Source organism: Mesorhizobium yinganensis (genome assembly GCF_040081985.1).
GTDB lineage: Bacteria > Pseudomonadota > Alphaproteobacteria > Rhizobiales > Rhizobiaceae > Kumtagia > Kumtagia yinganensis.
This window is the reverse complement of the sequence record NZ_JBEBMH010000014.1, coordinates 54,623-80,801: the sequence shown is the minus strand read 5'-3', so window position 1 is coordinate 80,801 and position 26,179 is coordinate 54,623. Positions and strand designations below refer to the sequence as shown.

Genomic DNA, 26,179 nt, shown 5'->3' with positions numbered 1-26,179 from the left:
GTAGCCAACCACATGGTTAACAGCCAAAGTACGAGGCCAAGCTTACGCGATGCTGGCGTTAACGTCTACGACGCAAGCCGCTCGGAACGGCCGGTTTCGGGGTCGATGCCGTATTCCTTGAGCTTGCGGTAGAGCGTCGAACGCCCGATGCCGAGCCTTCGCGCCACCTCGCTCATCTGGCCGCCGTAATGGTCGATCGCCATCACGATCATGTCGTATTCGACGTCCGCGAGCGGCCGCATCTCGCCATTGTCGTCCAGCGCCCGCAAGGTGCCGGCGGCCGATACGAGGTTTGAAAGGGGACGCTCGGCAACGACGGCAGGACCCTCGAACAGGTCCGGCTCGAGATCGTCGTAAGCATCCGCGGAGGCAGATCCGCCCTGGTCGAGATCGACGGTGCCTTCGACCTGCGCCCTGATCTGCGGGAATTCCTCGTCCGTCAGCGTGTCGCCGTCACAGAGCACCGTCGCCCGGAAGATCGCGTTTTCGAGCTGGCGGATGTTCCCCGGCCAGTCATACGCCTCCAGCATGGCGAGGGCGCGCGGCGAGATCGCCCGCACCCGGCCCTTGGTCTCGCTTGCCGAAAACCGCGCGATGAAATGCCGCGTCAGCGGTTCGATGTCCTCCCGCCGGTTGCGCAGCGGTGGCACGACGATCGGATAGACGTTGAGGCGGTAGAAAAGATCCTCGCGAAAACCGCCGTCCTTGACCTGCTGCAGCAGGTCACGGTGGGTGGCCGAGATCAGGCGGATGTCGACCTTGACGGTCGTGCGCCCGCCGACCGGATCGACCTCCCCCTCCTGCACGGCGCGCAGCAGCTTGACCTGCACGTCGAGCGGCAAGTCGCCGATCTCGTCGAGGAACAGTGTGCCGCCATTCGCCTCGACGAATTTGCCAGCGTGTTTTTCGGTGGCACCGGTGAACGATCCTTTCTCGTGGCCGAACAAGATGGATTCGACGAGGTTTTCCGGGATCGCGCCGCAATTGACGGTGACAAACGGCCGCGCGGCGCGGTCGCTCGTGCCCTGGATGGCGCGCGCCACCATCTCCTTGCCGACACCGGACTCGCCTTCGATCAGGATCGGGATGTTCGACCCCGCCGCCTTGCGGGCGAGCCGCAACGCCTTGTCCATGGTTGGGCTACGGGTGACGATGTCGGCAAAACTCAGGCTGCCGGTTGTACGACGCGCCGTTCGCTTGGCCTCGTCGCCGCGCGTCTCGACCTTCAGCGCGTTGGCGAGCGCCACCTTCAGCCGATCCGGCGATGCCGGCTTGACGACGAAGTCGAAGGCGCCGTGCCGCATCGCGCTGACGACCGTCTCGATGCCGCCCTGCGCGGTCTGCACGATGACCGGCAGTTCCAGGCCGCGCTCGGCCATGGCTTTCAGCACACCCAGCCCATCGAGCCCGGGCATGTTCAGGTCGAGGATGAGAGCGGAAATCCCCTTGCCGTCCGGACCGTCAAGCACGGCGAGCGCGGACTCGCCGTCGGTGGCGATCGTCGCCGCATAGCCGAAGCGCGTGACGGCAGCCTCAAGCAGGCGCCGCTGCACCGGATCGTCGTCCACGAGGAGGATGCGTGCCGTCATGGTCCCTTCGACATGGACGGAAAACCGTTCTGGCCATGAATGCCTTCTGGATGATAGTGGCAGCCGGACCTAAATAAGCGTTTAAAGTTCCGGCTGGACTTCTCACGAACCGCGGCCGTCCTGAAACTTGGAAAGGGATTGCGATGCGTTTTGTCTCGGAACGGAAAGCCCATGCCGCGGTCAGCGCGCTGAGCGCGGCGCCGCTTGCCGACCTGCCGGAATGGGATCTCGCCGACCTCTATCCCGGCATGGAGTCTCCGGAACTGCAGCGCGACCTGGCGCTCGCCGCCGAACAGGCGATAGCCTTCGAGAAACGCTGGAAGGGGACGCTGGCGTCCGAGGCAGCCGCCGGTGCCGCCGGCCGCGTCGGCCAGGCGCTCAAGGAATATGAGGCGCTGGAGGAACTGATGGGCCGCCTCGCCTCCTATGCCGGCCTCGTCTATGCCGGCAATACCGCCGACCCGCAGCGCGCCAAATTCTACGGCGACGTGCAGGAGAAGATGACGGACGCCAGCGCGCATCTTCTGTTCTTCGCGCTCGAACTCAATCTGGTCGACGACGAACTGATCGCCTCGGCGCTCGATGCCGATCCGGTCTTCGGCCACTACCGGCCCTGGGTGCTCGATCTCCGCAAGGACAAGCCTTACCAACTCGAAGACCGCATCGAGCAGCTTTTCCACGAAAAGTCGGTGACCGGCCGCGGCGCCTGGAACCGGCTTTTCGACGAGACCATGACCGCGCTGCGCTTCAAGGTCGACGGCGAGGAATTGACGCTTGAGCCGACGCTGAACAAGCTGCAGGACCCCACCCCGAAGGTCCGTCAGAAGGCCGCCGAGGCGCTGTCAAAGACATTCAAGGAAAACCTGCGCATCTTCACGCTGATCACCAATACGCTGGCCAAGGACAAGGAAATCTCCGATCGCTGGCGCGGTTTTCAGGACATCGCGGATTCCCGCCACCTCGCCAACCGCGTCGAGCGCGAGGTCGTGGATGCGCTGGCCGCCGCCGTCCGCGAAGCCTATCCCCGCCTGTCGCATCGCTACTATGCGATGAAGGCGCGGTGGCTCGGCATGAAGAAGATGAACCACTGGGACCGCAACGCGCCCTTGCCCGAGACCCCGCAGGCGACGATCGGATGGGACGAAGCGAAGAACACGGTTCTGACGGCCTATCATCGCTTCTCGCCTGATATGGCCGACATCGCGCGCACCTTCTTCGACCGCAAATGGATCGATGCGCCGGTGCGCCCCGGCAAGGCTCCCGGCGCCTTCGCGCACCCCACTGTGCCATCCGCCCATCCCTATGTGATGCTCAACTACATGGGCAAGCCACGCGACGTGATGACGCTCGCCCACGAACTCGGCCATGGCGTGCACCAGGTTCTGGCCGGCGCGCAGGGCCCGCTGATGTCGTCGACGCCGCTGACACTGGCGGAAACAGCCTCGGTGTTCGGCGAGATGCTGACCTTCCGCTCGCTGCTCGACAGGACCACCGACCGGCGCGAACGCAAGGCGATGCTCGCCCAGAAGGTGGAGGACATGATCAACACGGTCGTGCGCCAGATCGCCTTCTACGAATTCGAGCGCAAGGTGCATGCGGAGCGCCGGAACGGCGAACTGACCGCCGACCGGCTGGGCCAGTTCTGGTTGGAAGTGCAGAAGGAGAGCCTCGGCGACGCCATCGTGCTGCGCGACGGCTACGAAACCTTCTGGGCCTACATCCCGCACTTCATCCACTCGCCCTTCTATGTCTACGCCTATGCCTTCGGCGACTGCCTGGTGAACTCGCTGTTCGCCGTCTATCAGAACGCCGAAAAAGGCTTTCAGGACAAATATTTCGACATGCTGCGCGCCGGCGGCACGAAGCATCATTCCGAACTGCTGGCGCCCTTCGGTCTCGACGCCTCCGATCCGGCCTTCTGGGGCAAGGGGCTCTCGGTGATTTCCGGCTTGATCGACGAGTTGGAAGCGCTGGAGTGAAGACACGCCGGCCGCCGGGGGCCTCGCGTACCGCGGCTGGAGGCGCACGATCCTCCCACTGGCCAATAGGCGGCGGCCCAGGCCGCAGCTAGGTTCGCGGCATGAACGCTGGACACCTATACCGAAGCATGTCGATCCTCCGGCCGAATTGAATGGCAAAGCCATCCAGTCCCTTTGCCCTCTTCCGCGACGACGTCGTTGGCCGCTCCGTGCTGTTCGAGCGACCGCGCGCAATCCTGTCCGCGGACACGCCGGGCACCTTCTTCGACGCGCTCGACAAAGCCGAGGCGGCTCGCGCTGCCGGTCAATGGCTGGCCGGCTATTTCTCCTATGAAGCCGGCTACCTTCTGGAGCCGAAGCTGCGGCCGATCCTTCCCGAGGGCCGCCGCGCCCCGCTGCTCTGCCTCGGCGTCTTCGACGGCCCAGCCGACAGGGACCTGCCCGCCGGCAAGACGGCTCCCAGTAACGGCCCGATCTTCGACGCCCGCGCCACCTGGACGCTCGCCCACTACGAAAAACGCTTCGCGAAACTGCACGGCCACCTGCGCGCCGGCGACTGCTATCAGGGCAACCTTACCTTCCCGGTCCACGCGCATTGGACGGGCTCGCCGCTCGCCGCCTTCGACGCACTGACCGCCCGCCAGCCGGTGAAATACGGCGCGCTGGTCGATCTCGGCGGCCCGGTCGTGCTGTCGCGCTCGCCGGAACTGTTCTTCGAGATCGGCCAGGACGGCTGGATCGAGACCCATCCGATGAAGGGCACCGCGCCGCGCGGCGCCACCAGGGCCGAGGACGACCGCCTCCGGGATTTCCTCAGGAACGACGAGAAGAACCAGGCGGAAAACCGCATGATCGTCGACCTCCTGCGCAACGACATCTCGCTGGTCAGCGAAGTCGGCACGCTGGATGTCCCAGAACTCTTCAAGGTCGAGACCTATCCGACCCTGCACACCATGGTCAGCCGGGTGCGCGCGAAGCTCCTGCCCGACCGGTCCATTCGCGACGTCTTTGCAGCGCTGTTTCCCTGCGGCTCGGTCACCGGCGCCCCGAAGATCCGCGCAATGGAGATTTTGCGTGAGCTGGAGACCGCGCCGCGCGACGTCTATTGCGGCGCCATCGGCTGGATCGCGCCGGGCGGGCCGATGCGCTTTTCCGTGGCGATCCGCACCATCTCGCTCTTCCCGGACGGCGAGGCCGTCTACAATGTCGGCGGTGGCGTCGTGTTCGATTCCACCGCCGAGTCGGAGTATCAGGAATGCCTGCTGAAGGCCCGCTTCGCGACCGGAACGGCCCCGGCTTCGAACTGATCGAGACTTTTCGCTGGCAGCCCATCGGCGGTTTTGTCCGCCTCGAGCGGCACCTGGCGCGGCTTCATGCATCCGCCGCTGCTCTCGGTTTCGCAGCCGATCCCCAAAAGATCGGCGAGGCGCTGGGCGCTTGCGAAGGCGAGCGCGTTCCGTTGCGCGTGCGGCTGACGCTCGCTCCGGACGGTAAGGCGACCGGCGTGACCCAGCCTTTCGAACCGCTCCCCGAAGACACCGTTTGGACGCTCCGCATCGCCGCCACCCGGCTCGATTCGTCCGACCCGCTGTTGCGTCACAAGACGACGCGCCGCGCGCTCTACGAAGCAGCACGCGCCGAATTCCCACGCGAGCAGGCCGAAGAGCTGCTGCTTCTCAACGAGCGCGGCGAACTCTGCGAGGGGACCATCACCAGCATCTTCCTCGACACGGGCGAGAAGGAATTGCTCACGCCGGCGCTGTCATGCGGTCTGTTGCCGGGCGTGTTGCGCGGTGAACTGATTGAGACAGGCGAGGCGCGCGAGGCCGTGCTGACGCTGCACGATCTGTGGGCGGCGCGAAAAATCCTCGTCGGCAACTCGCTGCGCGGCCTGATCGAGGCACGGATGTCCGCCGCGCCGGCCACGAGTTTCGGAGCATCATGATTTGACTGCGAAGGCGGCGCCACCTACATTGTGTTCGCTTGAGTTCACCTGTGTTCGAGGATCACATCATGGCTGCGAACGAGACCTTTTCCGTACGCCTTCCTCCGGAGACCAAGAAAGAGTTGGAAGAGTATGCCCGCGCGACCCAGCGCTCCACCGCTTTCGTCGTCAAGGAGGCCGTGGAGGCGCATCTGGCCGAGCGCCGCGCCTATCTGGCTGCGATCGAGGAAGCGGAGCGGGAAGCGGACGAGGGTGTATTCGTTTCCGGGGAGGCCGTCATTAAGTGGCTTGAATCCTGGGGAACGGAAAACGAGTTGCCGCCGCCCGAACCCGACATATTTCCTGACGGCCGCAATTGAAGCTCAAAATCCTCCCCAGAGCGGTTCGCGATCTGGCCGAAATCCGAGCCTATATCAGCCTCGATAGCGAGTACGCCGCCGACGCCGTGTCCCTCCGGATCAAGAAATCACTGAATCTCATTTCCGCACGTCCAGGGATCGGCAGGCCGTCGACACAGCCTCGCATCCGAGAACATTCCGTGCCCGGCTTGCCATATGTCGTCCCGTATCGAATTCGAGGCGAGACTGTCGAAATCCTGCGCATCTTTCATACCAGCCGTGAGCGGCCTCTCAAGTGGATCGGATGACCGAACTCCTCACCCACACACCCTATGACGGCTCGTCGAAACCCTTCACGATCGGGCTGAAGCCGCTCGACCCGGACGCATGGCTGGAGATCGACGGGCATTACGAAGCCTATCTGGCGGAGAAGGCGCGGCTTTACGCGACCATCCCCGAAAAAATCTTCGTCGAGGAGCCGGACACGCGGGCCGCCCAGCAGGAAGTGCTGGGCATGGCGGCCGCCCACCTTTCGGCTCATGCCGCGCGCCTGTTCCCCGGCCCTGCCGGTCAGACGGCGCTTGCCGAACGCCTGCGCTCCACCGACATAGCCGCGGCCCCGCTGCGCGCCGCGTCGCTGCTGGTGCAGGAAGACCTGATCCTGATGCGCCGGGGCGACGACGGCTGGCGCCTGGCGGCCGGCTCGCTCTGCTTCCCCTCATCCTGGGTGCTGACGGAAAAATTCGGCAGGCCACTCAACCATATCCACTCGCCCGTGCCCGGTTTCGGTGACGGCACGCGCAACGCCGACCTGATCGCACGCATGTTCGACCGCTTGCAGGGCCAGGGCGTGATACGCTGGAACTGGTCCTTGCAACTCGGCGGCGCGCTCTACCACCCCTTCTCGAATACCGAGCGCGATGCACGGACCTCGGCGCGGCCCTCGCGATTTGCAGACGACGAGGCGGTTGCCCGCGCTTTCATCCGGGTGGAGCGTCAGGCCTTGCGCAAACTGCCGGTCTCGGGCGACATCCTGTTCACCATCCGCATCTATCTCGACCCGCTGGCGGTGCTGGCACGGCATCCCGACCGCGCGGTGCTGGCAAAATCCTTTGCAACGCAGCTAGCGGCGCTTGAAGAGCCGCAGCTCGACTACAAGGGGCTGACCGCCGACCAGGACCGGCTGATCCAACGGCTGGAGGAAATCGCCGCCTCTTAAATAGCCTGGCCAACGCCATCCCGGCGGGCCGCGCTCACCAGGGCGAACGCCGCCTCGCCCGCCGCCTCCATATAGGCCGGGTCGCGGTGCAGCAGGACGACCGCGAACGAGCCGTCGAGCAGCAGCACGACTTGCCGCGCCAAGAGGGCCGCATCGGCGAGCCCTTCGGCCTCGAAGGTCGCCGCGAACCAGTTTTCGAAATCCTTCTTGTGGGCGGCGCCGATCTTCATCGCCGGATGCCCCGGCATGTTGGCGAGTTCGGCGGACGTGCGCAGGAACGCGCATCCCTTCCAGCTCGGACGGCGCGCCGAACGCGCCAGGTTGCGGAAAACGGCCCGCGTCTTGTCGGCGACGCCGCCCTCGCCCTCGGCGTACCAGCGCCGTAACCGCGCCAGGTTCGGCTGCTCCCGCTGCCGCAGATAGGCAGCTATCAGCTCGTCCTTGCTGGTGAAATGATAATACAGCGTGCGCTTGGTGACGCCGGCCTTTTCCGCCACCGCATCGACGCTGACGGCGCGGATACCCTCCCCGTAGAACAAGTCGGAAGCCGCGTTGACGATGCGGTCGCGGGTCGGGAGTTCTTCTGAGGTCATGCTCCTATGTATACCGACTAGTGAGTGTAATCAATTAATCCGCAGGCATAGGCTGTCCTGGTCAAAGGGGCTCCTTCATGCTGCAGCAAAATTTCCCGGTCACCACGCAGCCCGTCGCGATTCCATGCGCCGACGGCGTCATCCTGCACGGTCATTTCTGGAAAGCCGCGCGCGGCCGGAAAAACGGCGCCGTCATCATAAACCCGGCGACCGGCGTGCTCGCCCGCTACTATCAGCGCTACGCAGCCTTCCTCGCCGGCCACGGCTTCGACGTCTGGACCTACGACTATCGCGGCATCGGATTGTCCCGGCCCGCCGACCTGCGCGGCTGCGGCTACCGCTGGCGCGACTGGGGCGAGAAGGATTTCGAAGCCGTGCTCCGCATGGCCACGGCGCGCGCCGGCGGCAATCCGCTGCTCGTCGTCGGCCACAGCATCGGCGGCGTGCTGCCCGGCCTGGCAGAAAGCGCCCCGGCGATCGGCCGCATGCTCACCGTGGGCGCCCAATATGCCTACTGGCCCGACTATGCGCCGGATCGCCGCCTGCGGCTCTTTCTGAAATGGCACGTCGCCATGCCGCTGATCGCCGCGCTCTGCGGTCATTTCCCCGGAAAGCGCCTGGGCTGGCTGGAGGATTTGCCGGCCGGCGTCGCCAACGAATGGAGTTTTCGCGGCGCGAGGATGGAACGCAGCCATCCGCGTATCGAGCGCAAAAGCGTCCTTCGCCGCTTCGCCGCCGTCACCGCGCCGATCCTCGCGGTGACCGTCACCGACGACGATTTCGCCACGCCACGCGCCGTCCGCCGCGCTTTGGACTATTACCGCAATGCCCCGAAAACCGAGGCAATGCTGACGCCGGCCGACCTCGGCATGGACGCGCTCGGCCATTTCGGTCTTTTCCACGACCGTCATGCCTCCGGCTTCTGGCTGGACACGCTGACGTGGCTGCGCGACGGCAAGAATCCGTGGCCGGACAAGGGTTTCGACACCGCGCCTAAAAAAGACGATGGCGGCGTGCTGGCGGTCCGGCCCTACATCGTCCGATACTATTAAGCGGCCCGGGCCCAGTAGTCAGAGACGCCTTCGCGGCACCCGCGGGGCATCGCGCCGGGTGACCTCCAGACCCTGCAAAAGGGTCTTGGTGTAATCAAAATCCAAGATTTCGCTTTATTGTGACACTGTTCTATGGTGTCGAGGCAAGGATTGCCCGAAAGGCGGGCGTCAACCCCAAGGTTCAATGGAGGGACCAGCATAAAATGGTGAAAGAAAAATGGCCTGTTTACGGTGAGATCACCGGCCCCGTCGTGATGATCGGCTTCGGTTCGATCGGGCGCGGCACGCTTCCTCTCATCGAGCGCCATTTCAAGTTCGATCACACGCGCATGACCGTGATCGACCCGCGCGAGACCGACAAAAAACTGCTCGACGAGCGCGGCATCAAATTCATCCAGGATGCTGTCACCAAGAAGAACTACAAGGAGTTGCTGACGCCCCTTCTCACCGAAGGCGGCGGCCAGGGCTTTTGCGTCAACCTCTCCGTCGATACCGGCTCGCTCGACCTGATGAAGCTCTGCCGAAAGCTCGGCGTGCTCTACATCGACACCGTCGTCGAACCCTGGCTCGGCTTCTATTTCGACAAGGAGGCGAGCAACGCCTCGCGCACCAACTACGCGCTGCGCGAGACCGTGCGCGGGGAGGTCCGCAAGAACCCGGGCGGCACAACCGCCGTCTCCTGCTGCGGCGCCAATCCCGGCATGGTCTCCTGGTTCGTCAAGCAGGCGCTGGTCAACCTGGCCAAGGATCTCGGCCTCGACTTCGAGGAACCCGGCCCGGACGACCGCGAAGCCTGGGCGAAGCTGATGAAGAAGGCCGGCGTCAAGGGCGTCCACATCGCCGAGCGCGACACCCAGCGCACCAAGAACCCGAAGCCGTTCAACACCTTCTGGAACACCTGGTCGGTCGAAGGTTTCATCTCGGAGGGTTTGCAGCCGGCCGAGCTCGGCTGGGGCACCCATGAAAAATGGATGCCGAAGAACGCCAAGAAGCACAAGAAGGGCTCGAAGGCGGCGATCTTCCTCGAACAGCCCGGCGCCAACACCCGCATCCGCACCTGGTGCCCGACGCTCGGCGCGCAGTTTGGCTTCCTCGTCACCCACAACGAGGCGATCTCGATCGCCGACTATTTCACCGTGCGCGACAAGCATGGCGAGGTGACGTTCCGGCCGACCTGCCACTACGCCTACCATCCGTGCAACGACGCCATGCTGTCGCTGGACGAGATGTTCGGCGCCGCCGGCAAGGCGCAGCCCGTCCAGCATGTGCTCGACGAGCATGAACTGGTCGACGGCACCGACGAACTCGGCGTGCTGCTCTTCGGCCACAAGAAGAACGCCTACTGGTACGGCTCGCATCTGTCGCTGGCAGAGGCGCGAAAACTCGCCCCCTACCAGAACGCCACCGGCCTGCAGGTCACCTCGGCTGTGCTCGCCGGCATGGTCTGGGCGCTGGAAAACCCGAATGCCGGCATCGTCGAGACCGACGAGATGGACTACCGGCGCTGCCTCGACGTGCAGTCGCAATATCTCGGCCCGGTCGAGGGATATTACACGGATTGGACGCCGCTGACGGACCGTCCCGGCCTCTTCCCGGAGGACCTGGACGAGAAGGACCCCTGGCAGTTCCGCAACGTGCTGGTGCGCTGACCGGACTTCCACTTCACTTCCGTTGAACTTGCAATCGCCCGGAAATCGGGCGATTGCTTTGTTAAGGACGAAGGAGAGGAATCGAAACGATGATTGAAACGCGCAGGCTGATCCAGGCGGGTGCCATTGCAATCCTGGCCGCCGGCATTTCCGGCTGCGTCAGCGGCGGCCCTTCCGGACCGACCGCGGCCGCATCGGCCGTCGAGGGCGAATGGCTGAGCAGCGACGGCGTAGCCGTGTCGAGGCTGTCGGGCGGCGTCTTCACCACCAACGCGCTCGACACCGGCAACAAGCTCGCCGACGGCAGCTACAAGGTAAACGGGAACACCGTCGAGATCACCGTGGTTTCGCTCATCCGCAAGACCACGACCAACGTCAACTGCGCGCTCGTCGCGCCGAACCAGCTCAACTGCACCAGTTCGGGCGGCCAGCAGTTCGTCCTGACACGGCGCGGCGCCGGAACCGCCTGACGCCGCTGCGCGCGTCGCGGCGATGGTTTTCCTCCTCGTCGCACAGGATCAGGGTGCTGCGATAACACGCCCGATCCGGAGGAACGGCCGATGACGGAATACTTCGACGCGCTCGAAACCCGCTCCCCCGAACAGCGCGACGCGGCGCTGTTTTCCGCCCTCCCCGCGTTCCTTGCCAAAGCCGCGCGAGCCGTCCCCGCCTTCGCCGCCAAGCTTGGCGGCGTCGATCCCGCCGCCATAACCGACCGCGCCGCGCTGGCGAAACTGCCGGTCCTGCGCAAATCGCAGATCATGGCAGGCCAGGCCGAGGACCCGCCCTTCGGCGGCCTCGCCGATCCGGCCGCGCTGGCCGGCCGCCGCATCTTTCAATCGCCCGGCCCGATCTGGGTGCCGGAAGACGACCGCCCGGAAGCGGGACGCGCCACGGCGCGCGCCTTCTTCGCCGCCGGCATCCGTTCCGGCGACACCGTCCACAACACTTTCAGCCACCACATGACGCCGGGCGGTTTCCTGCTCGATGCCGGAGCCCGCGCGCTGGGCTGCTCCGTCTTCCCCGCCGGCGTCGGCAGCACCGACCTGCAGGTCGAGGCAGCGGCAGGGCTGAAACCTTCGGTCTATTGCGGCACGCCGGATTTCCTGAAAGTGCTGCTCGACCGTGCGGCGGAAATGGGCAAGGACCTGTCCTCGTTCCGCAAGGCATTGGTGACAGCCGGCGCGCTCTTCCCCTCGCTGCGCGCCGAATATTTTTCGCGCGGCGTGTCGGTGATGCAGTGCTATGCGACCGCCGAATTCGGCGTCATCGCCTATGAGACCGCCGGGGCGGATGGCCAGCCGAATCCGGGCATGGTCGTCAACGAACACATCATCGTCGAGATCGTGCGGCCCGGCACCGGCGACCCCGTGCCCGAGGGCGAAGTCGGCGAGGTCGTGGTCACCGGCTTCAACCCGGCCTATCCGCTGCTCCGCCTCGGCACCGGGGACCTGTCGGCCGTGCTCGCCGGCGCCTCGCCTTGCGGACGCACCAACACGCGCATCCGCGGCTGGATGGGCCGCGCCGACCAGCGCACCAAGGTCAAGGGCATGTTCGTCGACCCCGCGCAGATCGCCGAGGTTACGCGCCGCCATGCCGGCATCGCCCGCGCCCGGCTCGTGGTGACGCGCGACGGCGAGATGGACGTTATGACGCTGCATGTCGAGCCCACGCCGGGACAGACGCTCGACGCCGATTCAATCGCGGTTGCCCTGCGCGACGCGACCCGCCTCGGCGGCCATGTCGCGCTCGCCCAACCCGGCAGCCTGCCCAATGACGGCAAGGTGATTTCCGACGAGCGCGACTACACGAAATGAGGCCCCGCCATTTGCTCCTGTCGGCGGCCTCCGTCGCCAGTGTCGGCGACTGGCCTTGCGCGTCCCTCCTTTCGTCCTCCTGGGGCGCAGCAGGAGCGAAGCGACCTGCGGAGACCCTGGATCCATGCCGTACCGGTGACGAAGTACTTCGGCGGTCCCGAAAACCGTGGCGAAACCTCCTGAGAACGGGGATTGGAAACGGGTCGGCGCCAAGAATTTTATTGGCCTTCTCAGCGTAAACCATTGCTTTTGCTCATCCTGCCCCGCCTTGCCCGGTGGGTCGAATGCCGCCGGACGCGATTTTGATCCCCCTCGGCAAAATCCACCTCATTCTCGTTGCCGGTTTCTCCCGCCGAACGCCGACGGCGCGGGATCAGCCATGGTAGCGAAAGGAGGAAGGCGGCGATGGACGGCACTGCGGCAATCCAGCGAAACCTGGAGGCGCTGAAGCGCATCCTGGTCATGCTCGTCGCCATGGCCGGGATGGGCGCTGAGGAGCCGGGCGCCGGGGGCGTTGGCGCTGGGGGACAGTTTACTTTCTTTCCGCGGAAAGGCGCAGCCGCTTCAAGGCAGGTGCTGGCGGAAAAAAGTAAACTGTCCCCGGCACTTAACCCGGCACTCAGCCTCCCCCGCCATCTCTACCTCGCCATCCTGCGGCTGCTGCGTCCGGCCGAAGCCGCCGCGCGGCGCCTCATCATCGCGGCCGCGCGTGGGATCGTCGTAACCCTGCCGCCGCTCCGCCCGCGCAAGCCAAAGCCCGCGACCTTGCGCGGTCCGCGCGCCTTCCTGCCAAAGGGACCGAAGAAGCGTGCAAAGGTCACCCGGCGCACCCTATCGCTGTCCCTGCTCGATCCGCCGCGCCGTCTGCTCCGCGTCCCGCGCCGCGCTGTGCCCGCCCACGCCGCCCCGCGCATCCTCGGCCTCGATTTCGGCGCGACGTACCACCCCTTGCCTCCCCCTCCGTCGCCGAACGATCAGATCGACGCCGCGCGTCTCGCCCAGCGCCTTGCCGCGCTCGGCGCCGCGCTCGACGACCTGCCGGGCCAGGCCAAACGCTTCGCCCGCTGGCAGGCACGGCGCGATGACGCTATCGCGCGGGATGGTCCCGTTTCCGGCCGGCGCCTCTCGCCGCTGCGGCGCGGGCGTCCGCCCGGCGGCCGGCTGTCCCGCTACGACCCTACCGCGACCCATTCCTACAGAATCCGCGACGTCGACGAAATTCTCGCGCACGCCCATGCGCTGGCCGTTTACGCGCTGGAGACGCCGGACACCTCATGACCCGGCCACCACGCGCCGATCGCAGAAATCAACGGCCAGCGCGAAAAAATTTCGCGGTCTGGCGGCGATTTGTGCTGTCATGAATTTATCCATCCGCTTGGGAAGCCTGCCCGTGCCGCCGCCGGCCCCGATTCCGCTTGCATCCGCCTGACGCCGGTGGAAACATGCCGGCATCGGCCGTGTAAGAAAACGGTCAAGGCGGCGCGCTAGAAGCGTGGGACCAGCCGCATCCGGGAGACAAATATGAAAAAACTCGCCGCCCTCGCCGCATTGTCGGTGTCGACGCTCGCAATGTCGGCCAGCGCCTCCTTTGCCGACTACACACTCAACATCCTCCACATCAACGACTGGCACAGCCGCATCGAATCGAACAACAAATACGAATCGACCTGCTCGGCCGAGGAGGAGACGAAGGGCGAGTGTTTCGGCGGCGCGGCGCGGCTGATCACGGCGATCGCCCAGGAGCGCGACAAGCTCAAGGACCAGAACGTCATCCTGCTGTCGGCCGGCGACAATTTCCAGGGCTCGCTGTTCTACACGACCTACAAGGGCAAGGCCGAGGAGGAGTTCCTCAACGAGATGGGCTTCGACGCCATGGCGCTCGGCAATCACGAGTTCGACGATGGCGAAGAGGCGCTGGTGCCCTTCATCGACAACGCGAAATTCCCGATCCTCGGCGTCAACATCAAGCCGAACAACCAGTCCAAGGCCAACGGCAAGATCAAGCCGTCAGTGGTTCTGGATGTCGGCGGCCAGAAGATCGGCATCATCGGCGCGGTGACGACCGATACGCCGGAGATCGCTTCTCCCGGCCCGAACATCCAGATCGAGGACGACGTCGCCAACATCGCCGCCGAGGTGAAGAAACTGACGGACGAGGGCGTCGACAAGATCATCGCCCTCACCCACATCGGCTATCCCCGCGAGATGGAGATGATCGCCAAGATCCCGGGCGTCGACGTGGTGGTGGGCGGCCATTCGCACACGCTTCTGTCGAACAAGCCCGAGGACAAGGCGGCCGGTCCCTACCCGACCTGGGTCGACAATCCCGACGGCTATAAGGTGCCTGTCGTCCAGGCGGCTTCCTACTCGAAAGTGCTGGGCGAGTTGCAGGTCACCTTTGACGATGCCGGCGTCGTCAAGGAAGCCAAGGGCGACCCGATCTGGCTCGACAAGTCGATCACACCGGACCCGGCGACGCTGACGCGCATCGCCGAACTCGGCGCGCCGATCGAGGAACTGAAGAACAAGGAAGTCTCCGAGACGACCAAGGCGATCGACGGCAGCCGCGACAATTGCCGCACCCGCGAATGCGAGATGGGCAACCTCGTCGCCGACGCTATCCTCGACCGGGTGAAGGACCAGGGCGTGCAGATCGTCTTCCAGAACGGCGGCGGCCTTCGCGCCTCGATCGACCAGGGCGTGGTCACCATGGGCGAAGTGCTCACTGTCCTGCCTTTCCAGAACACGCTGGCCACCTTCCAGCTTCCCGGCAAGGACATCACAGCGGCTCTTGAAAGCGGGCTTGGCCAGATCGAGGAAGGGGCCGGCCGCTTCCCGCAGGTCGCCGGCCTGAAATACTCCTTCGACAAGTCGTCCCCGGCCGGAAGCCGTGTCAAGTCGGTCGAGGTGATGGAAAACGGCGCCTGGGTGCCGATCGATCCCAACAAGACCTACATCGCCGCCACCAACAACTATGTTCGCCAGGGCGGCGACGGCTACAAGATCTTCGCCAACGACGCCACGAACGCCTACGACTACGGTCCGGGCCTCGAACAGGTCGTGGCCGATTATCTCGGAGCCCACCGCCCATACACGCCTTACCTCGACGGCCGCATCACCGAGGTCGCCGCTGCCGCGCCGGCCGCGGCGGCGCCGGCTGCCGCTGCTCCGGAGGCAACGTTGCCGGAACTGCCGGCTGGATCGGCCGATATCACCAAGCAGCCGCCGGCTGCCGGAGAGACCACCGCTCCCGCCGCCCCTGCCGAGGCTCCGGCGGCAACAGCCCCCGCGCAAGCCCAGGCTCCGGCCGCCAAGCCGGAAACCTCGCATGTGGTGGTCGCCGGCGACAACTATTGGGACATCGCCGAAAAAGTTTATGGCAACGGCGCGAAGTGGCACCTGATCGGCAACGCCAATCCTTACAAGCCGCGTTTCCTTCCGGTAGGCGCGACGCTCACCATCCCGCCGGCCAACTGAGCCCGGACAAACGGATCGCCAACGGCCCGGTCTCACGCCGGGCCGTTTTCATCTGCGGCCACACGCTGCATTGAATTCGGCGGGGTTGCGGCTACCTATCGGCGGTCGGGGAGCAAAGCCTTATGAGTTCAGCCATCGCCGGGCCGGAAATGAAACAACCGTCCTCCATCGCAACGGAGCGCGGCGGGCCTCTCGCCCCCTCTCAGAAGATCGGCGTCATGCTGGTCAATCTCGGCACGCCGGACGGCACCGACTTCTGGCCGATGTGGCGCTACCTCAGAGAATTCCTCTCCGACCCGCGCGTCATCGAACTGCCGCGCTTCGTCTGGTATCCGATCCTCTACGGCCCGGTGCTGACGCTGCGCCCGCGAAAGTCCGGCGCCAATTATGCGAAGATCTGGAATCGCGAGAAGAACGAGTCGCCGCTGCGCACCATCACCCGCGCCCAGGGCGAGAAGCTCGCGGCGGTGTTCTCCGGTGACGACCGGATCGTCGTCGACTGGGCGATGCGCTACGGCAATCCGTCGATCAGGAGCGTCGTCGATCGGCTGACCGCCCAGGGCTGCGACCGCATCCTCACCTTCCCGCTCTACCCGCAATATTCGGCGACCACGACCGCGACCGCCAACGACAAGCTGTTCGATGCCCTGGCCAGGATGCGCAACGCCCCCGCCGTGCGCTGCGTCCCGCCTTATTATGCCGAGCCGGTCTATATCGACGCGCTCGCCCGCTCCATCGAGACGCATCTGAAAACGCTTCCCTTCGAACCCGAGGTCGTGCTCGCCTCCTTCCACGGCATCCCCAAACCCTATTCGGACAAGGGCGACCCCTATCGCGCCCACTGCCTCGAAACGATCCGGCTGCTGCGCGAGAAACTCGGATGGGGCGAGCAGAAGCTGATCACCACCTTCCAGTCGCGTTTCGGCGCGCAGGAATGGCTGCAGCCCTACACCGACAAGACGGTCGAGAAACTGGCGCGCGACGGCGTGAAGTCAATCGCCGTCGTCAACCCCGGCTTTTCCGCCGACTGCATCGAGACGCTGGAGGAAATCGCCGGCGAGGCCGCGGAGATCTTCCACCACGCCGGCGGACAGAATTTTTCCCATATCCCTTGCCTCAACGATTCTCGGGAGGGCATGGAGGTCATCGAGACGATGGTGCGCCGCGAACTTTTGGGCTGGATCTGAGCCGGCTACGCGGAACACCGGGAACGCTGTGCCGTTGACGCTTGCCTTTGACCTGGACATTCCATGCAGCGCAAACTCGATCTTCGTACCGGGCGTCCGGTGTGGACCGCCTACCGCGTGCCGGGCGTTCCGACGGCTGATCTGAGGCAGGACATCAAGACGGACGTCCTGGTGGTCGGCATGGGCATCAGCGGCGCGATGATCGCCGAGGCGCTGACGGCCTGCGGACGCGACGTCGTCTGCATCGACCGGCGCGGGCCGCTGGCCGGTTCCACCGCCGCGACAACCGCGCTCGTGCAATATGAGATCGACCAGCCGCTCTCGCTGCTGGCCGACAAGATCGGGCGCGGCAAGGCTGAGGCCGCATGGCGGCGCTCGCGTCTCGCGGTCGCCAATCTGCAATCGCGCATCGAGGATCTGCGGATCGACTGCCTGATGGAGCCCCGGCAATCGCTGCTCCTCCACGGCAATGTGCTCTCGCCCACGCAGTTGCGCGAGGAGGGTGAGGTGCGCCGCCAGGCCGGGCTGCGCTCCGCCTATCTGAAGCCCATCGAACTCGCCGAACGCTTCGGCATTAAGGGGCGTTCGGCACTGCTCAGCTACGGCAATCTGGCGCTCGACCCGCGCAAGCTCACGGCGGGACTGTTGAGGAAAGTGATCGAGCGCAAGGGGCGTCTCTACGCCCCCGTCGAGGCGACGACGATATCGGCGACATCGGACGGAGTGACCGTCGCGACCAAGGACGGTCCGGTCATTTCGGCCAAGAGCGTCGTGCTCGCCACCGGCTACGAATTGATGGAGGCGGTGCCGGCAACCCGGCACCAGGTCGTCTCGACCTTCGCCATCGCGACCCGGCCGCAAAGACAGAACGTCTGGCCCGGCGCCGCTTTCATCTGGGAGGCATCTGACCCCTATCTCTACATGCGCTCCACCCATGACGGCCGCATCATCTGCGGCGGCGAGGACGAGGCGTTCCGCGACGAGGCCTTGCGCGATTCCATGATCGACGAAAAGACCGCGACCATCGCGCAAAAACTGCACCGCATGTTCCCGCAGATCGACACCTCGCCGGAATTCGCCTGGGCCGGCGCTTTCGGCACGACGACCACCGGCCTGCCGATGATCGGGACCGTTCCGCGCAAGCCGCTTCTCTTCGCCGTCATGGGTTACGGCGGCAACGGCATCACCTATTCGCAGATCGCATCGGAGTTGATCGCGACGGTGCTGGACGGCGGCGAAGATACGGACACCGACATCTTCGCCTTTCCGCGCTGAGGCCCCTTCACATCAGCTTTGCCGTCCCGCGATTGTATAGCTGCTCGAACCAACCTAAGTGATTCGCGAGGCCGGGCGGCACTTCGGCGCGGCCGGCGCTGCAACTGGAGGGAATGCATGGAATTCACCGGTTTCGACATCGTCATCGCGGCTCTCGTTGTTCTGGTCGTGCTTGTGCTCTTTATGGGCATCAAGACCGTCGGCCAGGGCTACAACTTCACGGTCGAGCGTTTCGGCCGCTATACCAAGACGCTGACGCCCGGCCTCAACCTGATCATCCCCTTCATCGACCGCATCGGCGCCAAGCTGAACATGATGGAGCAGGTTCTCGACGTCCCCACCCAGGAGGTCATCACCCGCGACAACGCCATCGTGGCGGTCGACGGCGTCGCCTTCTACCAGGTGCTGAACGCCGCGCAGGCCGCCTACCAGGTCTCGAACCTGCAGAACGCTATTTTGAATCTGACCATGACCAACATCCGGTCGGTCATGGGCTCGATGGACCTCGACGAACTGCTCTCCAACCGCGACGCCATCAACGAGCGCCTGCTGCGCATCGTCGACGAGGCCGCGCATGTATGGGGCATCAAGGTCACGCGCGTCGAGATCAAGGACATCAACCCGCCGGCCAATCTCGTCGAATCGATGGCCCGCCAGATGATGGCCGAACGCACCAAGCGCGCCCAGATCCTCGAGGCCGAGGGCCTGAAGCAGGCGCAGGTTCTGGAAGCCGAGGGCCGCAAGGAAGCCGCCTTCCGGGACGCCGAGGCGCGCGAACGCGCCGCCGAGGCCGAAGCCCGCGCCACCCAGGTGGTATCGGAGGCCATCGCCAAGGGCGACGTCCAGGCGATCAACTACTTCATCGCCCAGAAATACACCGAGGCGCTGTCTCACATCGCCTCCGCCAACAACAGCAAGATCGTACTGATGCCGCTGGAGGCGTCGTCGCTGATCGGCACGCTTGGCGGCATCGGGGCGATTGCCCGCGACGTCTTCGGGCATGACGGCGGTCCGGCCCCTCGCTCACCGGCCCGCCCGCCGGTGACGCGCGTGCCGGATCAGGGCTGAGGATACAAGGATGATCGAATGGCTGGTCGGCCAGTTGGGGCCGTGGAACTGGATGGTGCTGGGGCTGGCTCTGCTCGCCGTCGAGATCTTGGCGCCCGGCTTCTTCCTGCTGTGGATCGGCCTTGCCGCCCTCGTCGTCGGAGCGGTCTCGCTGGCGTTGTGGGACACGGCGTTCTGGAGCTGGCAGGTCCAGGTCATCGTCTTCCTGACGCTGTCCCTAGCCGCCGCCTATGCCGGCTACAGGCTGATGGGCGGGCGCAAGACCGAGAGCGACCAGCCTCTGCTCAACCGCCGCGGCGAGCAGCTTATCGGCCGAACCGCGACGCTGACCGAGCCGATCCGCGAGGGCTATGGCCGCATCCAGCTCGGCGACACGCTGTGGCGCGTCTCAGGCCCCGACCTGCCGGCCGGCTCGCGCGTGAAGGTGGTTTCGGTCGCCGACCTGGAACTGGTGGTGGTCGCGGCCTGACGTCGTCGCTTACGCGACGCCGATCTTCAACAGATCATGCAGGTGGACGAAGCCGACCACCTTGCTGTCTTCGACGACGATCAGCCCGGTGATCGACGACGTCTGGATGCGCTGCAGCGCCGTCGCCGCCAATGTGTCCGGCTCGATCCATTTCGGATTGCGCGTCATCACCTGATCGACGGTCTTCGACGGCAGATCCTCGCCGATCTTACGCCTGAGGTCACCATCCGTAATGATGCCGGCGAGGCCTCCCTCGGCGTCGACGACCACCACGCAGCCGAAGCGCTTGCTCGACATGGCGAGGATCGCCTCCTTCATGCCCGAACCGACGAGAATGGTCGGGATGCCGTCGCCGGTGTGCATCACGTCGCTGATCTTCGTCAGGCTGGCACCAAGCTGCCCTCCGGGATGGAAGGTACGGAAATGGTCCGGCGTGAAGCCGCGCATTTCGAGCAGCGCGATCGCCAGCGCATCGCCGATGACGAGCTGCTGCAGCGTCGAGGTGGTCGGTGCCAGCCCGTGCGGGCATGCCTCCGGCGTCTTGGGCAGGCAAATGACCACGTCGGCGGCCCGCGCCAGTGCCGATTCGGTGCCTGACGTGATGGCGATCAGTGGGATGGAGAAGCGCCTGGAATAGGCGATGATGCCCTTGAGTTCGGCGGTTTCGCCGGACCACGACATGGCGATGATGGCGTCGTCCCTGGCGATCATGCCGAGGTCGCCGTGGTTGGCTTCGGCGGGATGCACGAAGAAGGCTGGCGTTCCGGTCGAGGCCATGGTCGCGGCGATCTTCGAGCCGATATGGCCGCTCTTGCCCACCCCGGTCACGATCACCCGGCCGCCTATGCCGGAAATCAGTTCGACGGCGTGGGCGAACGGCTCGGACAGGCCATTGTTGAGCGCCGCGGCCAGTGCCGCCATACCCGCCTGCTCGATCGAGACTGTCCTAAGGGCCGACGCGATCGAAAACGAACGATCGGATTGTATCACGGAAGCGAGAGCCATGAGTGAGCGCTTAGCGCTTTGACGCCATTCTGTCCACAGTCAAGACGCGGTTGCCCACCGCTGGCTGCGAGCAACACAACGTTAACCATCCACATTTACGGTTCGGTAAGCATGGCGCGCAGGCGTCACCGAAGCATTGGAAGGTCATGCCGCAGGTCCGCATAAAGCCAACGTTCAGCCTGCGGGCGAAGGCGGCCAGCCTTCTGCTGGCATCGGCGAGCCTCTTGGCTGTGTCTGGTCTCGCCGCGGCCCAGGACGCAGCCGGCTTGCGAGGAGCCATCCAGCCCGGAGCCGATTCCGCCGACCCAATGATAACCGGCGCCACACAGGCTGCAGCCGATCAGGCGCCGCCCTCCCCCTATGTTCCCGTCAGCCCGGGCGCCGTTCCCGACGAGCAGCCTCTGGACGGTTCCGATCCGTCCGGCACCTTGTTCCCCCAGGATCAGGGGGACGACAAGACGTTCATCGAGGACCTGCCCATACCGGGTACACGACCGCCTTCCACCGCGCGCGACCGCAAGCAGAGCCGCGAGCAGCAGGAGCAGTCGGAGGCAGCGCCTCGACCCAACACGCGCGACACGAGGAGCGGCGTGCCCGCCCAGGACCAGGGGACCGAGACGACAGGAACCGTCCGCACCGAACCCGTCGGTCCAGCCGAGAGGATCGGTGTCCCAGACGATGCCGGTCGGGTCGAAGCAATCGAGGTGCTCGACCCGACCATACCCGAGCAAAACCCTTTCGCTCCGGTGGGCATCCGCGTCGGCACATTCATCTTGCGTCCGACCATCGAACAGGGCATCACCGTCACCTCGAACGCGAATTACAGCGTCGACGGCCAGGGGGCGGTGCTCTCCGAGACCACGCTTCGGTTGAACGCCGTGTCCGATTGGAGCCAGCATTCCGCAACCTTCGACGGCTATGGCGTCTTCCGCAAATCGCTTTCGGGATTTGACCTGGAAGACTCCCGCATAGGCGGCATCGCGGCACTGAATCTCGATATCTCCGAAGAACTGCGCGCCCGTGGTACGCTGGAGTATCTTCGTGTGCCGGAGACCGCTTCATCGCCGGTGGTGATCGAGGGAACCGTCTCGGATCCGATCCATCAGGCTTTCGGCGGCACCCTCGGCCTCGAAAAGGATGTCGGCAAGGCACGGTTCGGCATAACCGCCCGGGTCGATCGCGACGTCTATGGCAACGCCGATCTTTCGGACGGCGACACCCTGTCCCAGAAGGACCGCGACGCCACGCTCGTGACGGGCCTGCTGCGCGCCGGATACGAAATCTCGCCGGCGATCACGCCGTTTGTCGAGGTCGAGGGTGGGCGCCAGTTCTACGACCAGACGGTCGACAGCGCCGGCTATCGCAGGTCCAACGATCGGTATGGCGCGCGCGCCGGCGTCGAACTCGACCTGAACGAGAAACTGACCGGAGAATTTTCGGGCGGCTGGCTTCGCGAGAAGTTCGACGACGACCGGCTCGTGCCGATCGACGGGCCGACGCTGAGCGCCCTGCTCACCTGGTCGCCCGAGCGGGAGACCACCGTCAACATCGAAGCCGCCACCACCGTGGAAGGCACGACGACGGCGGGCGAAAGCGGCTCCCTTCTGCATGCCGTGCAGGTCGGAGTCGAACGACAGGCGCGCGCCAACCTGACCACCAACGCCAAGCTCGGCCTCGGCTACCGCAACTATGCCGATTCGGATTCGCACGACTTCCTGTACAATGCGGAAGTCGGCGCGACCTGGTGGCTGAACCGCTATGCCGGCGTCACCGGGCGGCTGCGCTACGAAGGCCAGGAAAGCAACATCGAAGGCCGCGCATACACGGCCCAAAGCGCGTTCCTCGGCCTGAAGGTCCAGCGCTAAGCGACAATCAAGCGCCGGACGAGCCGCTTATTCCGCCGCCTTCGCTTCGTCCGGATCAAGGTCGGCGATCAGGCGTTCCAGCATGGCCAGCACGCCGCCCCGCATCGCCGGCCGCGCCAGTGCGAAGGCGATGTTGGCTTCGACGAAGCCTTCCGGCGAGCCGCAATCATAGGTGCTGCCGCGATAGTGATAGCCGAAGAAAGGCTGGCTCTTCTCGAGCTTCAGCATCGCGTCGGTAAGCTGGATTTCGTTGCCGGCTCCCCGCTCCTGCTTCGCCAGGACGTCGAATATCTCGGGCTGCAGGATGTAGCGGCCGTTGATGAAGAGGTTGGACGGGGCGGTCCCGGCCTTCGGTTTCTCCACCATCTGGGTGATCTCGAAACCGTTGTGGATGTCCTTGCCCCTGCCGACGATGCCGTATTTGTGCGCCTCGGCCGGGTCGCATTCCTGCACGGCGATGATGTTGTTGCCGGTTTCGGCGTAGAGCTCGACCATGTTCTTCATGCAGCTCTTTTCCGATTGCATGATCATGTCGGGAAGCAGCAGCGCGAAGGGCTCGTCGCCGACAATGTCGCGCGCGCACCAGACGGCATGCCCGAGCCCGAGCGGCACCTGCTGGCGGGTGAAGCTGGTCTGGCCCGGTCCGGGCTGCAATGTCTTGAGATAATCGAGCTGCTCGGTCTTGCCGCGCTGCGCCAGCGTTTCGTTGAGCTCGAATTGCAGGTCGAAATGATCCTCGATCACACCTTTGTTACGGCCGGTGACGAAGATGAAATGCTCGATGCCGGCCTCGCGCGCCTCATCGACCACATACTGGATCACCGGGCGGTCCACGACTGTAAGCATTTCTTTGGGAATCGATTTGGTCGCCGGAAGGAACCGCGTTCCAAGCCCCGCCACGGGGAAAACAGCTTTTCTGACTCGCTTCATGACTAGAGTATCCGTTCCCGCATTGAAGGCCGCAATAAGCCTGGAAGACATTGTCATGCCCGAATTTAAGATTAGTTCCCACCCCACGGAGGTGGGATGCTGCCAACAACCAATCGCATAAATTTTGGTTCCGGTAAGCCCTATGGTAAACCAATTGCTAACCGCCTTTGGCGATGAATGAGTCTTCAGTATATAGGACTGGAGGGAAACATGCTCGTTCGCAACACCGCAAGACGCCTCGCCGGCGCCGCGGCCGCTGCTGGCCTGTCGATCGCAATTGTCTTGTCGGCCAATCCGGCGTTCGCCGATGCCGGCTTCGAGCGCTGGGTAGCGGGTTTCCGCGCCACCGCCATGCAAAGCGGCATCTCGGGCGCAACCTATGACCGCGCGTTTCGCGGCATCAATTCCGCCGACCCGGAGGTCATTGAGAAGGCAAGGTTCCAGCCGGAGTTCACCGCACCGGTGTGGGACTATTTCGACAATCGCGTCCACGAACAGTCGATCTCGGTCGGCCGCGCCATGGCCAAGAAATGGAAGCCGTGGCTGGACAAGATCGAGGCCCGTTACGGCGTCGACCGCAACATCCTGCTCGCCATCTGGTCGATGGAATCGAACTACGGCGAGATCCTCAAGAACGACAAGGTGATGCGCAACGTCGTGCGCTCGCTGGCGACACTTGCCTATGCCGACCAGAGGCGGGCGAAGTTCGCGCGCACCCAGTTGATCGCCGCGCTCAAGATATTGCAGACCGGCGATATCGACGAGAGCCATCTGATGGGCTCGTGGGCCGGCGCCATGGGTCACACGCAGTTCATCCCCACCTCCTATCAAGCCTATGCCGTGGACATGGACGGCAACGGCCACCGCGACATCTGGAATTCAGTGCCCGACGCTCTCGCCACCGCCGCCAACCTGTTGAAGAAAAACGGTTGGCAAGCAGGCAAGACCTGGGGCTACGAGGTGGTCCTTCCGGCAGGCACGAAGTTCCCGAAAGGCTCGATATCGCTTTCGAAATGGCAAACGCTGGGCGTCACGCGACCAAGCGGCAAGCCGTTCCGCAACGGCGGCGACAAGGCCGAGTTGAAGGTTCCGGACGGGCGCGGCGGTCCAGCCTTCCTGATGACCCGCAACTTCTACGTCCTCAAGAACTACAACAACGCCGACAAATACGCGCTGGCGGTCGGACTGCTCGCCGACCAGATCGCCGGCTATGGCGAACTTGCGCAGGACTGGAAGCGCCCCTTCACAAAACTGTCCTTCGCCGAGAAGCAGGAGCTTCAGGAACGGCTGACCGCTCACGGCTATTATGACGGCAAGGCGGACGGCAAGATCGGCGAGGGCTCACGTTCGGCGATCAAGGCCTTCCAGCTCCAGGCCGGCATGGACGCCGACGGCCATCCGAGCCTGGAAGTGCTGAAGACCTTGCGGAAGCAATAGGCTGCGGAGGATGCTTTTTGCGGGGTAGGCGACGCATATCGGCAGCCAGCCACTTTATCCTGGCGCTGCTCGCGGTCGTCACCCTGGCCATCGCTGGCATGCCGGCAACGCCCGTGCCCGCCTTCGCCCAGGAACGCGTGCGTCCTTGGTGGTCGCTGCGCGAGCTTTTCATGCCCCGCAACCCGCGGCGCGCCAATCCGCGCAACGAGACGCCGCCGGGCGTCACGGCCAAGCCGCCGCGCGCGAAAGCGCCGGCCGCACGCAAGCCTGCCCCTCCACGCGCGGTGCAGCAGCCCGAAGCGGTGGTCTCCCCCAAGGCTCCCGACGCAAAGACCGTCCTGGTCCTCGGTGACTTCATCGCGGGCGGGCTGGCGGAAGGGCTGAACGTCGCCTTCGCCGACGATCCGAATGTTCGCATCGCCGACCGATCCAGCGGCTCGTCGGGTTTCGTGCGCGAGGACCATTTCGACTGGCCAGGCCAAGTCACCGGCATCATCGAAGCCGAAAAGCCCGCCGCGATATTGGTGCTTATCGGCGCCAATGACCGGCAGCCGATGCGTATCGGCGACACAAGCGCGGCGCTGCGCTCGGAGGCCTGGACACGGGAGTATTCCGCTCGCGTTGCAAGTTTCGCTAGCGCGGCGTCGGCGACGAATGTTCCTCTGGTCTGGGTTGGCGCAACGCCGTTCAAACCGTCGAAAGCGGCTTCGGACATGCTGGCGCTGAACGAGATCTATCGCAAGGTGGCGGCCGACGTTGGCGCGGAGTTCATCGATGTCTGGGACGGGTTTGTCGACGAGAACGGAGCCTTCGTCACCACCGGCCCGGACATCAGCGGCCAGCCGGTCAGGCTGCGCGCCGGCGACGGCATCAACCTTACCGACGCGGGCAAACGCAAGCTTGCCTACTACACCGAAAAGACGCTGAAGCGGCTGCTCGGCATCGGCGCGGCGCCCTCCGGTCCGGGCGGAATTCCATCGGTGTCGGCGGAACCTGGCGGAACTGTCCCGCTGGACCGGACGATACCGATGGCGCTCGACGATCCTGCCCTGGACGGCGGCGCAAACCTTCTCGGAGCCAGCCTTGCCTCAGCCTCGGCAGCCCCGTCCGCCGGCGTGAAGCCTGGCGCCGAAAACGCGGCGCCGGCAGTGGTGAGCGGCCGTGCCGACGATTTTTCCTGGCCTCCCAAAAGCGATACGGCGAGATCGACCACCTCCGCGGTCCCGCAGGGAACCGCCGCCGCCGTTCCAGCCGGCAAACCTGCGACTGGTCTGGCGAACTGACG

23 protein-coding genes are annotated in these 26,179 nt (G+C 65.0%); 19 read left to right on the top strand and 4 right to left on the bottom strand.

The genetic code is table 11. The features are described 5' to 3' along the window. Window positions 1–65: 65 nt before the first annotated feature. Window positions 66–1,589 carry a sigma-54-dependent transcriptional regulator gene (locus ABMA59_RS22685; RefSeq protein ID WP_349007664.1) on the bottom strand — a complete coding sequence of 508 codons (1,524 nt, stop codon included), beginning with the start codon at window positions 1,587–1,589 and terminating at the stop codon, window positions 66–68. A gap of 143 nt (window positions 1,590–1,732) precedes the next feature. Between ABMA59_RS22685 and ABMA59_RS22680 the strand changes: the two genes are divergently transcribed. From ABMA59_RS22680 to ABMA59_RS22660, 6 genes are all read left to right on the top strand, one after another. After that, a complete protein-coding gene (locus tag ABMA59_RS22680; protein ID WP_349007663.1) occupies window positions 1,733–3,568 on the top strand; it encodes a M3 family oligoendopeptidase in 1,836 nt (611 codons plus the stop codon). 152 nt (window positions 3,569–3,720) lie between these two features. Then, window positions 3,721–4,875 carry an aminodeoxychorismate synthase component I gene (locus ABMA59_RS22675; protein ID WP_349007662.1) on the top strand — a complete coding sequence of 385 codons (1,155 nt, stop codon included), beginning with the start codon at window positions 3,721–3,723 and terminating at the stop codon, window positions 4,873–4,875. After that, entirely contained in the window at window positions 4,824–5,513 is a 690-nt protein-coding gene (locus ABMA59_RS22670; RefSeq protein WP_349007661.1) for an aminotransferase class IV family protein, read from the top strand. The genes ABMA59_RS22675 and ABMA59_RS22670 overlap by 52 nt, the downstream gene beginning before the upstream one ends. 68 nt (window positions 5,514–5,581) lie before the next feature. Beyond that, on the top strand, window positions 5,582–5,872 hold the full coding sequence (locus ABMA59_RS22665) for a ribbon-helix-helix domain-containing protein (protein WP_349007660.1): 291 nt from the start codon (window positions 5,582–5,584) through the stop codon (window positions 5,870–5,872). After that, window positions 5,869–6,159: a type II toxin-antitoxin system RelE/ParE family toxin gene (locus ABMA59_RS37260; protein ID WP_425475967.1), complete on the top strand. Its 291-nt coding sequence runs from the start codon at window positions 5,869–5,871 to the stop codon at window positions 6,157–6,159. Before ABMA59_RS22665 ends, ABMA59_RS37260 begins: the two co-directional genes overlap by 4 nt. Next, the gene (locus tag ABMA59_RS22660; RefSeq protein ID WP_349007659.1) at window positions 6,156–7,070 is read left to right on the top strand and encodes a heme-dependent oxidative N-demethylase family protein; all 915 of its coding nucleotides are present in this window, start codon (window positions 6,156–6,158) and stop codon (window positions 7,068–7,070) included. Before ABMA59_RS37260 ends, ABMA59_RS22660 begins: the two co-directional genes overlap by 4 nt. Here ABMA59_RS22660 and ABMA59_RS22655 read toward each other — a convergent pair. Next, window positions 7,067–7,663: a TetR/AcrR family transcriptional regulator gene (locus tag ABMA59_RS22655; protein WP_349007658.1), complete on the bottom strand. Its 597-nt coding sequence runs from the start codon at window positions 7,661–7,663 to the stop codon at window positions 7,067–7,069. The two genes, ABMA59_RS22660 and ABMA59_RS22655, sit on opposite strands and share 4 nt — an antisense overlap. A gap of 77 nt (window positions 7,664–7,740) precedes the next feature. On the opposite strand from ABMA59_RS22655, the gene ABMA59_RS22650 reads away from it, so the two are divergent. The 10 genes from ABMA59_RS22650 (at window position 7,741) to ABMA59_RS22605 (ending at window position 19,657) form a co-directional block, all read left to right on the top strand. After that, on the top strand, window positions 7,741–8,715 hold the full coding sequence (locus ABMA59_RS22650) for an alpha/beta hydrolase family protein (protein WP_349007657.1): 975 nt from the start codon (window positions 7,741–7,743) through the stop codon (window positions 8,713–8,715). Between the two features lie 203 nt (window positions 8,716–8,918). Continuing rightward, window positions 8,919–10,364 carry a homospermidine synthase gene (locus tag ABMA59_RS22645; RefSeq protein ID WP_349007656.1) on the top strand — a complete coding sequence of 482 codons (1,446 nt, stop codon included), beginning with the start codon at window positions 8,919–8,921 and terminating at the stop codon, window positions 10,362–10,364. An 89-nt stretch (window positions 10,365–10,453) separates the two neighbouring features. Beyond that, on the top strand, window positions 10,454–10,834 hold the full coding sequence (gene omp10 / locus ABMA59_RS22640; protein ID WP_349007655.1) for an outer membrane lipoprotein Omp10: 381 nt from the start codon (window positions 10,454–10,456) through the stop codon (window positions 10,832–10,834). Between the two features lie 90 nt (window positions 10,835–10,924). Beyond that, window positions 10,925–12,181: a phenylacetate--CoA ligase family protein gene (locus ABMA59_RS22635; RefSeq protein ID WP_349007654.1), complete on the top strand. Its 1,257-nt coding sequence runs from the start codon at window positions 10,925–10,927 to the stop codon at window positions 12,179–12,181. A gap of 405 nt (window positions 12,182–12,586) precedes the next feature. Further along, a complete protein-coding gene (locus ABMA59_RS22630) occupies window positions 12,587–13,459 on the top strand; it encodes a hypothetical protein (protein ID WP_349007653.1) in 873 nt (290 codons plus the stop codon). Between the two features lie 243 nt (window positions 13,460–13,702). Continuing rightward, entirely contained in the window at window positions 13,703–15,658 is a 1,956-nt protein-coding gene (locus ABMA59_RS22625; RefSeq protein ID WP_349007652.1) for a 5'-nucleotidase C-terminal domain-containing protein, read from the top strand. Between the two features lie 149 nt (window positions 15,659–15,807). Next, window positions 15,808–16,845 carry a ferrochelatase gene (hemH, locus tag ABMA59_RS22620; protein WP_349007764.1) on the top strand — a complete coding sequence of 346 codons (1,038 nt, stop codon included), beginning with the start codon at window positions 15,808–15,810 and terminating at the stop codon, window positions 16,843–16,845. 63 nt (window positions 16,846–16,908) lie between these two features. Next, window positions 16,909–18,120 carry an NAD(P)/FAD-dependent oxidoreductase gene (locus tag ABMA59_RS22615; protein WP_349007651.1) on the top strand — a complete coding sequence of 404 codons (1,212 nt, stop codon included), beginning with the start codon at window positions 16,909–16,911 and terminating at the stop codon, window positions 18,118–18,120. A 117-nt stretch (window positions 18,121–18,237) separates the two neighbouring features. Next, complete coding sequence (locus ABMA59_RS22610) at window positions 18,238–19,188, top strand: SPFH domain-containing protein (RefSeq protein ID WP_349007650.1); 951 nt, start codon at window positions 18,238–18,240, stop codon at window positions 19,186–19,188. Window positions 19,189–19,198: 10 nt separating this feature from the next. Further along, window positions 19,199–19,657 (top strand): NfeD family protein, encoded by a 459-nt coding sequence (locus ABMA59_RS22605; protein ID WP_349007649.1) that lies wholly within the window; start codon window positions 19,199–19,201, stop codon window positions 19,655–19,657. Between the two features lie 9 nt (window positions 19,658–19,666). Here ABMA59_RS22605 and ABMA59_RS22600 read toward each other — a convergent pair whose 3' ends face one another. Then, window positions 19,667–20,662 carry a KpsF/GutQ family sugar-phosphate isomerase gene (locus ABMA59_RS22600; RefSeq protein WP_349007648.1) on the bottom strand — a complete coding sequence of 332 codons (996 nt, stop codon included), beginning with the start codon at window positions 20,660–20,662 and terminating at the stop codon, window positions 19,667–19,669. 146 nt (window positions 20,663–20,808) lie between these two features. On the opposite strand from ABMA59_RS22600, the gene ABMA59_RS22595 reads away from it, so the two are divergent. Next, complete coding sequence (locus ABMA59_RS22595; RefSeq protein WP_349007647.1) at window positions 20,809–22,527, top strand: outer membrane beta-barrel protein; 1,719 nt, start codon at window positions 20,809–20,811, stop codon at window positions 22,525–22,527. A 27-nt stretch (window positions 22,528–22,554) separates the two neighbouring features. Here ABMA59_RS22595 and galU read toward each other — a convergent pair whose 3' ends face one another. Beyond that, complete coding sequence (gene galU, locus ABMA59_RS22590) at window positions 22,555–23,457, bottom strand: UTP--glucose-1-phosphate uridylyltransferase GalU (RefSeq protein ID WP_349007646.1); 903 nt, start codon at window positions 23,455–23,457, stop codon at window positions 22,555–22,557. Window positions 23,458–23,667: 210 nt separating this feature from the next. Between galU and ABMA59_RS22585 the strand changes: the two genes are divergently transcribed. Continuing rightward, window positions 23,668–24,894: a lytic murein transglycosylase gene (locus ABMA59_RS22585; protein WP_349007645.1), complete on the top strand. Its 1,227-nt coding sequence runs from the start codon at window positions 23,668–23,670 to the stop codon at window positions 24,892–24,894. Window positions 24,895–24,911: 17 nt separating this feature from the next. Continuing rightward, a complete protein-coding gene (locus ABMA59_RS22580) occupies window positions 24,912–26,177 on the top strand; it encodes an SGNH/GDSL hydrolase family protein (RefSeq protein WP_349007644.1) in 1,266 nt (421 codons plus the stop codon). Window positions 26,178–26,179: the final 2 nt, after the last annotated feature.

Excerpts from the sequence above, each read along its gene's own strand:
- ABMA59_RS22685 (WP_349007664.1), bottom strand. The coding sequence starts at position 1,589 with ATGACGGCACGCATCCTCCTCGTGGACGACGATCCGGTGCAGCGGCGC.
- ABMA59_RS22680 (WP_349007663.1), top strand. The coding sequence starts at position 1,733 with ATGCGTTTTGTCTCGGAACGGAAAGCCCATGCCGCGGTCAGCGCGCTG.
- ABMA59_RS22675 (WP_349007662.1), top strand. The coding sequence starts at position 3,721 with ATGGCAAAGCCATCCAGTCCCTTTGCCCTCTTCCGCGACGACGTCGTT.
- ABMA59_RS22670 (WP_349007661.1), top strand. The coding sequence starts at position 4,824 with ATGCCTGCTGAAGGCCCGCTTCGCGACCGGAACGGCCCCGGCTTCGAA.
- ABMA59_RS22665 (WP_349007660.1), top strand. The coding sequence starts at position 5,582 with ATGGCTGCGAACGAGACCTTTTCCGTACGCCTTCCTCCGGAGACCAAG.
- ABMA59_RS22660 (WP_349007659.1), top strand. The coding sequence starts at position 6,156 with ATGACCGAACTCCTCACCCACACACCCTATGACGGCTCGTCGAAACCC.
- ABMA59_RS22655 (WP_349007658.1), bottom strand. The coding sequence starts at position 7,663 with ATGACCTCAGAAGAACTCCCGACCCGCGACCGCATCGTCAACGCGGCT.
- ABMA59_RS22650 (WP_349007657.1), top strand. The coding sequence starts at position 7,741 with ATGCTGCAGCAAAATTTCCCGGTCACCACGCAGCCCGTCGCGATTCCA.
- ABMA59_RS22645 (WP_349007656.1), top strand. The coding sequence starts at position 8,919 with ATGGTGAAAGAAAAATGGCCTGTTTACGGTGAGATCACCGGCCCCGTC.
- omp10 (WP_349007655.1), top strand. The coding sequence starts at position 10,454 with ATGATTGAAACGCGCAGGCTGATCCAGGCGGGTGCCATTGCAATCCTG.
- ABMA59_RS22635 (WP_349007654.1), top strand. The coding sequence starts at position 10,925 with ATGACGGAATACTTCGACGCGCTCGAAACCCGCTCCCCCGAACAGCGC.
- ABMA59_RS22630 (WP_349007653.1), top strand. The coding sequence starts at position 12,587 with ATGGACGGCACTGCGGCAATCCAGCGAAACCTGGAGGCGCTGAAGCGC.
- ABMA59_RS22625 (WP_349007652.1), top strand. The coding sequence starts at position 13,703 with ATGAAAAAACTCGCCGCCCTCGCCGCATTGTCGGTGTCGACGCTCGCA.
- hemH (WP_349007764.1), top strand. The coding sequence starts at position 15,808 with ATGAAACAACCGTCCTCCATCGCAACGGAGCGCGGCGGGCCTCTCGCC.
- ABMA59_RS22615 (WP_349007651.1), top strand. The coding sequence starts at position 16,909 with ATGCAGCGCAAACTCGATCTTCGTACCGGGCGTCCGGTGTGGACCGCC.
- ABMA59_RS22610 (WP_349007650.1), top strand. The coding sequence starts at position 18,238 with ATGGAATTCACCGGTTTCGACATCGTCATCGCGGCTCTCGTTGTTCTG.
- ABMA59_RS22605 (WP_349007649.1), top strand. The coding sequence starts at position 19,199 with ATGATCGAATGGCTGGTCGGCCAGTTGGGGCCGTGGAACTGGATGGTG.
- ABMA59_RS22600 (WP_349007648.1), bottom strand. The coding sequence starts at position 20,662 with ATGGCTCTCGCTTCCGTGATACAATCCGATCGTTCGTTTTCGATCGCG.
- ABMA59_RS22595 (WP_349007647.1), top strand. The coding sequence starts at position 20,809 with ATGCCGCAGGTCCGCATAAAGCCAACGTTCAGCCTGCGGGCGAAGGCG.
- galU (WP_349007646.1), bottom strand. The coding sequence starts at position 23,457 with ATGAAGCGAGTCAGAAAAGCTGTTTTCCCCGTGGCGGGGCTTGGAACG.
- ABMA59_RS22585 (WP_349007645.1), top strand. The coding sequence starts at position 23,668 with ATGCTCGTTCGCAACACCGCAAGACGCCTCGCCGGCGCCGCGGCCGCT.